Annotated in this window: 8 protein-coding genes; 2 read left to right on the forward strand and 6 right to left on the reverse strand. The window is 44.7% G+C overall.

Annotated features, from left to right (window positions below):
* Positions 1 to 68: 68 nt before the first annotated feature.
* Positions 69 to 917, reverse strand: a complete 849-nt coding sequence (locus tag EBR25_11500) for a hypothetical protein (GenBank protein NBW41607.1) — start codon at positions 915 to 917, stop codon at positions 69 to 71.
* Between EBR25_11500 and EBR25_11505 the strand changes: the two genes are divergently transcribed.
* Entirely contained in the window at positions 910 to 1791 is an 882-nt protein-coding gene (locus EBR25_11505) for a hypothetical protein (protein ID NBW41608.1), read from the forward strand. The two genes, EBR25_11500 and EBR25_11505, sit on opposite strands and share 8 nt — an antisense overlap.
* Before the next feature lie 58 nt (positions 1792 to 1849).
* On the opposite strand, the gene EBR25_11510 is transcribed toward EBR25_11505, so the two are convergent.
* The 4 genes from EBR25_11510 to EBR25_11525 form a co-directional block, all read right to left on the reverse strand.
* Complete coding sequence (locus EBR25_11510; protein NBW41609.1) at positions 1850 to 2200, reverse strand: hypothetical protein; 351 nt, start codon at positions 2198 to 2200, stop codon at positions 1850 to 1852.
* 191 nt (positions 2201 to 2391) lie between these two features.
* Positions 2392 to 2943 (reverse strand): hypothetical protein, encoded by a 552-nt coding sequence (locus EBR25_11515; GenBank protein NBW41610.1) that lies wholly within the window; start codon positions 2941 to 2943, stop codon positions 2392 to 2394.
* 218 nt (positions 2944 to 3161) lie between these two features.
* Complete coding sequence (locus tag EBR25_11520; GenBank protein NBW41611.1) at positions 3162 to 4346, reverse strand: hypothetical protein; 1185 nt, start codon at positions 4344 to 4346, stop codon at positions 3162 to 3164.
* Positions 4347 to 4521: 175 nt separating this feature from the next.
* Complete coding sequence (locus EBR25_11525) at positions 4522 to 6015, reverse strand: hypothetical protein (protein NBW41612.1); 1494 nt, start codon at positions 6013 to 6015, stop codon at positions 4522 to 4524.
* A 385-nt stretch (positions 6016 to 6400) separates the two neighbouring features.
* Here EBR25_11525 and EBR25_11530 point away from each other — a divergent pair, with 385 nt between their 5' ends.
* Positions 6401 to 7909 carry a carboxypeptidase M32 gene (locus tag EBR25_11530; GenBank protein ID NBW41613.1) on the forward strand — a complete coding sequence of 503 codons (1509 nt, stop codon included), beginning with the start codon at positions 6401 to 6403 and terminating at the stop codon, positions 7907 to 7909.
* Between the two features lie 80 nt (positions 7910 to 7989).
* On the opposite strand, the gene EBR25_11535 is transcribed toward EBR25_11530, so the two are convergent.
* Positions 7990 to 8340 (reverse strand): RND family transporter (locus EBR25_11535; GenBank protein ID NBW41614.1); only part of this gene is annotated, 351 nt, incomplete at its 5' end.

An 8340-nucleotide genomic window follows, 5' to 3' on the forward strand; every position in this document is an offset into this window, starting at 1 on the left:
AAGAAAGGGAGACGAACGCGTCTCCCCTCCTCTCATCTATTTAATGAATTATGACTAGCAAACAGGTTTTAAGCTCCTTCTTCTCCTTCAGGTCCGCACACATACCTGTTCTTCTCGTCACTCACCGTCACCACATCTTCCTCAGTGAACAAACTCCCAATGAGAAGCTCCTTCTCACTCTCAGAAAATTCTGAACGGTGAGATGTCAGATCACAAAGTAACGCTCCACTTTTTGACAAGTCTTCGCCATATTCTTGGACAAGAAAACTCAAGAGGTCTCCATTCTCACCACTACGGCTATTAGTATTGCTCGCTTGGGAACGTACTCTTCTCCTACCCCTAACATCTGCTGGCGTAACATCTGCTGGCGGGGTCGTAATAAATTCCTCTAAACCAACACAGGTATACTGTGCCTCCATAAAAGCAGAAACGGTTACTGGCTTGGTCTTTTCTACAGTATAAGTGACTGGATAACCTTGGTAAGCCCGATCCTTGAGCGTATCTTTTGTTATCGGTCCAAAACCAAATGGATCCCATTTAACGATTGGACAATGCCAAAAAGGGCATAAAAGACCCTCTATATTATTCATCTCTTCTGCAATGAGACTTTTATTCACGTCCCATAAATTTTTGAGGATAAAATTCGGATTGTTGTTAATGTAATTCACTTCGGCCGGTTTTGGTTCCCAATCACCCGTGTTGTTCTTTTTTTGAATCGTTATTTCAATTGGAGTTGAAAACGGCATCCCACATCCAGTACTAGGATGAGGTAAGCTTTGTGCTTGTAGTTTTGGAGCAGTCAGTAAAGAGAAAAAGAGCGTGCTTCCGATAAGAAATGATTTTTGATAACCCATAATAACCCTTCCAAAAAATGAGATAACAAGGAGGTTATGCCCCCTTCTGAGCCCGATGTGCATTAACAGAGGTGCATTAACAGAGGTGTATTCTCTACAACCTGAAGATAAATACGAGAAACTCTTATCAAAACCGAGAATAACTCTATCAATATCGCTCTTTTATAAGACGTGCTACTCTTTGAGACAGTCTATTACCTATGAGCTTGACATGGTTCCATTCCATTCAAATCCAAAGAATGACCCAAACTCGGTCTCTAGAGAAAAGGTAACCATCAGCCCTCACAGTACTTTTGAAGAAGTTCGTGCGGCTATTCCAGAAATCGTGCGAGAGCAATCAGAATATCTCGATGATGCAAGAGAACTCATCCAGATTAACCCTCGATTCTTTGTCGTATTTCAGAATGCAATCAGAGCCAATCCTGAAAAAATTCAGCAAGCGGATATCAAAAGCCTCAGGGAACGGGTCGATGAACTCGAGCAGAAGCTCGGAAAGAAAGATAAAATCGTCGACCCTCTTAATCTCATGTTAAAAGAGCTCTCCGAGGTATACTCAGCCTTCCAAGGTGCGGGTGCTGCCTCTCATCAAAATTCTTTATCTCGTGGGCTACCAGTTGAGACTTTTTATCCGATAAAGGCGATGCAAAATGACCTCTGTAAGCTTTCTTTTCAAGCGGGACAACTCCTTGCGATGGAAGAAGGAATCGTGGAGCAACACCGACTCCTCCAAACTGCCGTAAAAGATTTTACCGATACGAAAAAATGTTTAGAACTTTGTGACTCAGGCACCGCAATCTTTCATCGTTTTAAGTCTCTCGCAGGACCAAATCCAACAACAGACGGGGCTGCAATACCCTTTTTTTCGATAATTGAGATGTGCCATGAACAAAATGCCTTCATCTTTGCAAGGATAAAACAACTTACCACAAAAAAATAGGGATTGGAGTCTTACACTAGACTCCAATCCCCATTCTCAAATAATCAAATTTCTTGGTTTAGCGACGACCTATATTGTTATTCCCTGTCGTCTCAGCAGTCCGGACTTCAGTCGTCGGTTTTTGAGTGACATCACATCCTGCTTCATTACTGATGAGATCCAGAATAGCAGCAAGATCACAACCCACTACACCACTTGCAAACTCTACCGTCTCAGCTGTTATGTCTTCCAGATTTTCACAGCTGCCATCCACAGTGTTAACGAGTTGTCCGATGACTGATATTGAGCAAGTAGGCAGTGAGTCAGGGTCTTGCACTCTACCTTCAGACGGTGCTGCATAGAGTGATGAAGGTAAAATACAAATACTGAGTGCTAAGGCAACTTTTAGGTAAGATAAATTTCGTAACATAATTCCCCCTTGATTCTTTTCGCTCGCGTTGCGCCCAACGTGGTCACAACATCCGTGATATGCCAAACTCAGCCTCGATGTGCTGTCGAAGAAAGCAGAAATGCCGATCGCATAGAAAATTCAAATATCTTCGTAAATAAATCCTACGAGTTTTAAGGAACGACAGGCTATTACATGAGAAAGCACACTTGTTATTCGGCCAGGAGAGCGAGTAATTCAGTCCTATTGTAATGAACAGAAAGATGCTTTCGTAGCCTCTTAAAGACTCTTTGCTTGATCTTTGTTCTGGTAGATGGAGATATTTTTGTCGCCTCATCCTCAACATCGGTCGATAAGAAGTGTTTGAGAATGAGGTATTCTCTCTCATTCAATTCATGAAATCCAACTTCCAGCTTTGCTCTCACATCAGAGAGGATCTGACGATATTCAGGGTTCTCAGAACGTGAGCCCTGAATCTCAAGAGTCATGCTCTCCCTTCTATTTCTATGCTTCTGCAATAAAGAGAGGTGGTCTAGCATCTCCCCTCGTATTCGCAAAGAAAGTGCTCGCGCGCGATGAAGCTCCGATAGATCTTTGTACCGCTCAAGCGCCTCAAGGAGAGCGAGGAGCCCTATCGAGTGCAGTTCTTCCAGTAATTCTTCGCGATGGGAAGAACGAATCGAATACTTCCTCGCAAAGCGCGAAACAATATAACGATATTTTTCAATCTCTTCTATTTCTGGTTTACTTTTTGATACCGCCATAGCAAGGATTCTCCACCCCAAAAACAACGGGACTAAAGAGGCGAGGAATCTTCTTCATTCCTCAGGTTTATCGCCACCTTTTGGCATATCACATAACAAAACCAGACTTTGAAAAAAGTAAAAAACTCTCCAACAATCACTGAGTGATACCAGATCTGTTTGTGTCTCACTCGTTACATCAAAAACCAGATGTTGTGACGCGTATCCCCTTTCACCGTTTATCGATTGACAATATCACGCTTTGGGAGACAAACGGGTGTCATCAACTCGTTTTTTTCAAGTCCCCCTTGTTCGAGATCTCCTGGAACACGCAAAGAATAAACCCCTCGCTGCGGCGAAAAGATCACGCCCTTTTTCCAGGCTTCATTCCTTCTGAAAACAGCGGAAAGCTTACTGCTCGTACTCTCTGCTTCCTCAAGTAGAAAATCTCCTCCAAGTCCCGATAAACCTGCTTCCCAGTTCCGCCAGAGCAGATCAACACATCGAGCTTGAACTGGCGTAAAATAGTACCACTCGCCAAACCAAAATATAGAACGATAATCTGGGCTCGCATGCACCGCGCCTCGTTCTATAAAATCTTTGGAATTGGCTCTCATGTGTTCTCGACTAGCTGATTTACTCATGAGCGGGGGCATCTCTTCGCGCCTACGAATGTCCTCGACGAACTTTTCATATCGATCATCACTGAAGACCCAAGAAAAGCGATAGAAAGCTCCTTGGGTTGCCGTGGTTGTATTCCACTCAAAGAAATCACGACCTCGCTCGGTGTAACTTTTTATTGGCTGTCCTAAGTCTTTCCAAAGATGAGAGCGTCCAACTTTACGTGATAGAGGGGGATCAAAGGATTTCCATCTCTCATCAACACCCAACGACTCACCCTGCAACGAAACAAGACCACTCGGAAAATCGAGCTTCACCTGAACTTCGTCACAATGCCAACGAACATGGCGTAAGCTCAGCGGACCCCAAACTGAATCTGGCACTTCAACCTGGTACTCGATTGTTCCCTGCTCTCCTTGATCCAAGGAGTAGCACTCTCCCGTATTCGTATCTTCGAGGAATATTATTAACTCAAGAAGATAGGGCTCACAGTCAATAACGCAGGTTTTTAGCGACCTTCCATTTCCATCCCACACTCGAAATTTAAGGTTTTCAAGACTAATCGGATTTCTTCGGTAATGCTTTCGCGCTAACTGAATGTCCGTAGGAATAGAGCACATCAGTAAAGTAGCGAATACTTTTTGTAGCGGCACTTCAGAACAGTTCTCAATAACTCGTTTGAAACGAGCTTTATAGGAACGAGTATCTTCACAGTAAGATACTTCCGTAACATCTAGCACATGTTTGTATTGATCACTCAGACGAAGGTCACGACCGTCTATGTCACCTAAACTGTCTTTCATTGGTGTTTCCTCCCCCAAAAAAATCACCAACAGGGACCCCCCAGTTTACAGCCTGAAAACGCGAACTCAAGAACAAAATACTTTAACTGGATAAAGCATTTCTCGATGGTGAGACTCTTAAGACACCGTTACCTCAAATTCCTCACTTGTCAGCCTGTCTTTAGCTATCTCGGTGTTACGAGTTAGTCCCTCTTTCCTCTGCAATTTCTAGCATTCCCTTCCGAAGCTCTGATCCTTCCACTAATTTCTGATCTATTTCAGATAGGTTCTTTCGGACCTGGCTATGGATTCTCGCAAATAATTCAGAACGAATATCTTCCGCTCCTTTTCCTGCTTTCTTCTGGAGCGAATCTGTTCTTTTTTTCCATCCCACATAACATCCGATTACCCCACCTCCGTTAATCGCAGTATCTGGTAATATTGATATCCCCTGCTTGATAGCCATCTCCTCTGCATGCTCTCCAAGAGGGGCGTTTGCGCCTTGGGCTATAATTTTTAGAGATGTATTCTGAAGAACCGTGTTAAGAGGGAGAGAATCTGGATTCTCTTTTCTTAGGGAGGATAACTCACTGTCGGCGCCTATCTCTTTTGTACGAGCAGCAAGCACCATTATTTCTGCCTCATAGCTAAGTAGTGCCTTTGTATCGCCCCCTTCAATCTTTAAGTCGGATATTTTTGCTGCCGCAAGAACGGCTTCATCCGCATTCGCAGTTTGTGGAATCCCCTGCCCTTCAACGACTTCATACCACTCACTCCATGCGTTAAAGAGCTCAGCGATTGGAAGAGGTTTCCCGTCGTTATGAATTGTTCCAAACCTGTTACTAATAGCCACCACTGGATACCCATGAACGTCTGCCAGATTTGCTACATGCGCTCCGACTGCTCCAAAACCAGCAATCACCATCCGGCAGTCCTTCGGCTCTAGATTGTTCTTCTCGACAGAAAAATCGATGGCTGCTTTTACTCCCTGAGCAGTGTACCCATACTTATCTATTCCAAGCCCATCCTGCCTCTCGCTGACTCCGATAATATGCTTGGCTATTGCCGGATAACGCGTGACAATTGCATCTTGAACTTCCTCTCCCACTGCCATATCGGGACCGAATAAAGTTGTAGGAGCATATTTTACCGCTTCTTTTATATGTTGTGCCAACAGATCTGCTCTTTGTTCCGCAGAGAGTTCTCCAAGCTCACCATCATATAACGCTACGGTCTTCTGACCCCCACAAGGCAGCCCCGCAAGGTCACATTTGTAAGTCATTGCACTAGAGAGAGAACCGACTTCTTGTAATCCCCTCTCTATATCGTTTTCTGATAGTTGATCGTGTCTACATGGAACTATTCGCATTCCTCCTATCGTATTTGGTTCATTTTCCGTATGAATAGCCGTCTGAATAACTGCTCGGTCTCCATTTTCAAACTGGTGGGATGTAATAATAACCTTTGCAAATAGCTCTTTTCCTACTTTGACTTGAGAGGAACACTCGACACTCTCAAGAGTGATTGAGGACCCAAGTCGAGAAGATGCGATGGAATCCCGCTCAAAAGACAGTGCTCCAAGATCCCCCATCCTATTCCTTGGCACTTCTCTCTCTCTTGAATCCACATCTCTTGAAGACGTAATGTCACCTTCGAAATCTGAAGCTCCTTCATCCCGGGTTGTATACATCGCAGCAGTTCCTCTTCTTGTTATGTCTCTCTATTCAAAGATTAGGTACGCCTCTAGCCAATTGCAACAAAATACGTACCACGTCTTTTCATTTCATATTGTTTCAACTTGTTCTGAATCGATCAGGTAAAGATTCGTGCAAATACCAGGTGCACCTCCAAACCTTCCTAACACAAAGTTCTGACGAAGTTTTTTTCCTAACACAATTCTAACAAATGACTGATCAGTACAATTCTCTCACTCTGACTCCGGACGAAAATCAGCTTGCCTTCTAAACAAAAAAAAATAAGGCAAATACCATAATTCAGCCTTTTTCGTGCTCTCAATATTGAGGATGTCTGGACCCTCACCCCTTTTTAAATAGCAGAAAATCTATCGCCGTCGTATGATTTGTCTTATGCGTGAGCCACCTCAGTCCCTTCAAAATTACTATCAACAATCGAAAGAGATTTATCTCCTTCATTGTGTCTTGCAAGTCCTTGAATGGGATCAGCAAGTCTACATGCCCCCGCAAGCAGCTGAGTTTCGCGCACATCAAATTGAGTATATGAGTCGACTTGCGCATGAACAACGCACTTCGGAGTCATACTATCGACTGGTCCAAGAGCTTTACAATGACATGGCAGAGCTCACGGACAATGACCGTTTGAATATTGCTCTATCACTGGAGTCAATAGAACGAAGTCGAAAACTCACCCCTGGCTTTGTCGCTCGAAGAGCGAAAGCATCGGCTACGGCGTATACCGCATGGACTCAAGCTCGAAAGCAAGATGACTTTCAAACCGTTATGCCCTTTCTTAAGGAGAACATTGAGCTTGCTAAACAGGAGGCAGATCTTCTCGGTTATGAACAATACGCCTATGATGCTCTTCTTGAGAACTATGAGCGGGGCTCAACGCTTTCGATCATTAAACCCGTACTTACCAGACTCGGCAAGGGCCTTCAGCAGCTCATTCCACAAATTCAAGCACAACAGTCCGAACTAACACCAAGCTCCTCTCATTATCAGACCGCATCGCAAAAACAACTCAACTCACATATCCTTGAGAGACTTGGATACCGCTTTGAGCAAGGAAGACTTGACACCACAACTCACCCCTTCATGACAACGCTCGGTCCCCGTGATAAGCGAATAACGACTCGATACTGTGAGGACAACTACCTTTCGTCACTCCTGACAACGCTGCATGAAGCTGGCCATGCGCTTTACGAGATGGGATTGAAAGAAGAATATGTCGGCACACCACTTGGCAGCACTGAATCACTCAGCATTCATGAGTCTCAGTCACGTATCTGGGAAAATATCATTGGAAGGAGCAAACCGTTTTCTGAGTTTCTCCATACTGTACTCCGAGAGTTCTTTCCGAAGGAGTCTACTTCTCTTACGCCCGAGGATATCTGGCATCGACTCAACTTTGTAACACCCAGTCTGATCAGAGTTGAAGCAGATGAAGTCTCATACTCCATACATATCATTATTCGACTCCTATTAGAGTCAGAGATTTTTATCGAAGGGCTCCCTGTTGAGGAGCTCCCGACGCGGTGGAGGGAACTCTATCGAGAATACCTTGACATCGAAGTTCCGAATGACCAAGCGGGAATTCTCCAAGATGTTCACTGGTATGGAGTTGGCTTTGGATACTTTCCTACGTATGCGCTTGGGAATCTGTACAGTGCTTTGATGATGAACTGTATCCGCGAGACTATCCCCAACCTGGATGAGCACATAGCTCAGGGAGAGTTCGGGCAGATTCTCCAGTGGCTCAGAGAGAACGTCCACAAACACGGGATGCGCTATCGAGGACCTGAGCTTGCTGAAAAGCTCTCAGGACAGCCCCTAACAGAGAAGCCTTTTCTTCAATACCTGCGGGCAAAGTTCTTCAACGAAGAATAATCTGAGCCCAACACGCTCATTTAAAGACGTCCAGCTGAACAAAGGAGAGAATCTTTCTAAGGAGACTCCTCACTTGATGATCAGACCTCTTGATCACCCGTCAATTTTGGTTGTGGGACATACAGACCCGTAAGACGAGCAAGGATTGGAATGAAAACGAGCGCACCTATCATGTTTGCTATGAACATAAAGGCGAGCAGAATTCCCATATCAGCCTGAAACTGAAGCTTCGAGAAGTACCAAGTACTTACTCCCACTGCGAGAGTGAGACCAGTGAGTAGGACGGCGGCCCCACTCCTTGCCAGAGCACTCTCGTAGCACTTCTCAAAACTGCGCCCTCTGCGATTAGCGATTCTCAGCCCGTTCAGGATATAGATTCCATAGTCAACTCCAATACCAACTCCTAGAGCTGCAACAGGCAACGTTGAGAG

The organism is bacterium (assembly GCA_009926305.1).
GTDB lineage: Bacteria > Bdellovibrionota_C > UBA2361 > UBA2361 > RFPC01 > RFPC01.

Excerpts from the sequence above, each read along its gene's own strand:
- EBR25_11525 (NBW41612.1), bottom strand. The coding sequence starts at position 6,015 with ATGTATACAACCCGGGATGAAGGAGCTTCAGATTTCGAAGGTGACATT.
- EBR25_11515 (NBW41610.1), bottom strand. The coding sequence starts at position 2,943 with ATGGCGGTATCAAAAAGTAAACCAGAAATAGAAGAGATTGAAAAATAT.
- EBR25_11520 (NBW41611.1), bottom strand. The coding sequence starts at position 4,346 with ATGAAAGACAGTTTAGGTGACATAGACGGTCGTGACCTTCGTCTGAGT.
- EBR25_11510 (NBW41609.1), bottom strand. The coding sequence starts at position 2,200 with ATGTTACGAAATTTATCTTACCTAAAAGTTGCCTTAGCACTCAGTATT.
- EBR25_11500 (NBW41607.1), bottom strand. The coding sequence starts at position 917 with ATGCACATCGGGCTCAGAAGGGGGCATAACCTCCTTGTTATCTCATTT.
- EBR25_11530 (NBW41613.1), top strand. The coding sequence starts at position 6,401 with ATGATTTGTCTTATGCGTGAGCCACCTCAGTCCCTTCAAAATTACTAT.
- EBR25_11505 (NBW41608.1), top strand. The coding sequence starts at position 910 with ATGTGCATTAACAGAGGTGCATTAACAGAGGTGTATTCTCTACAACCT.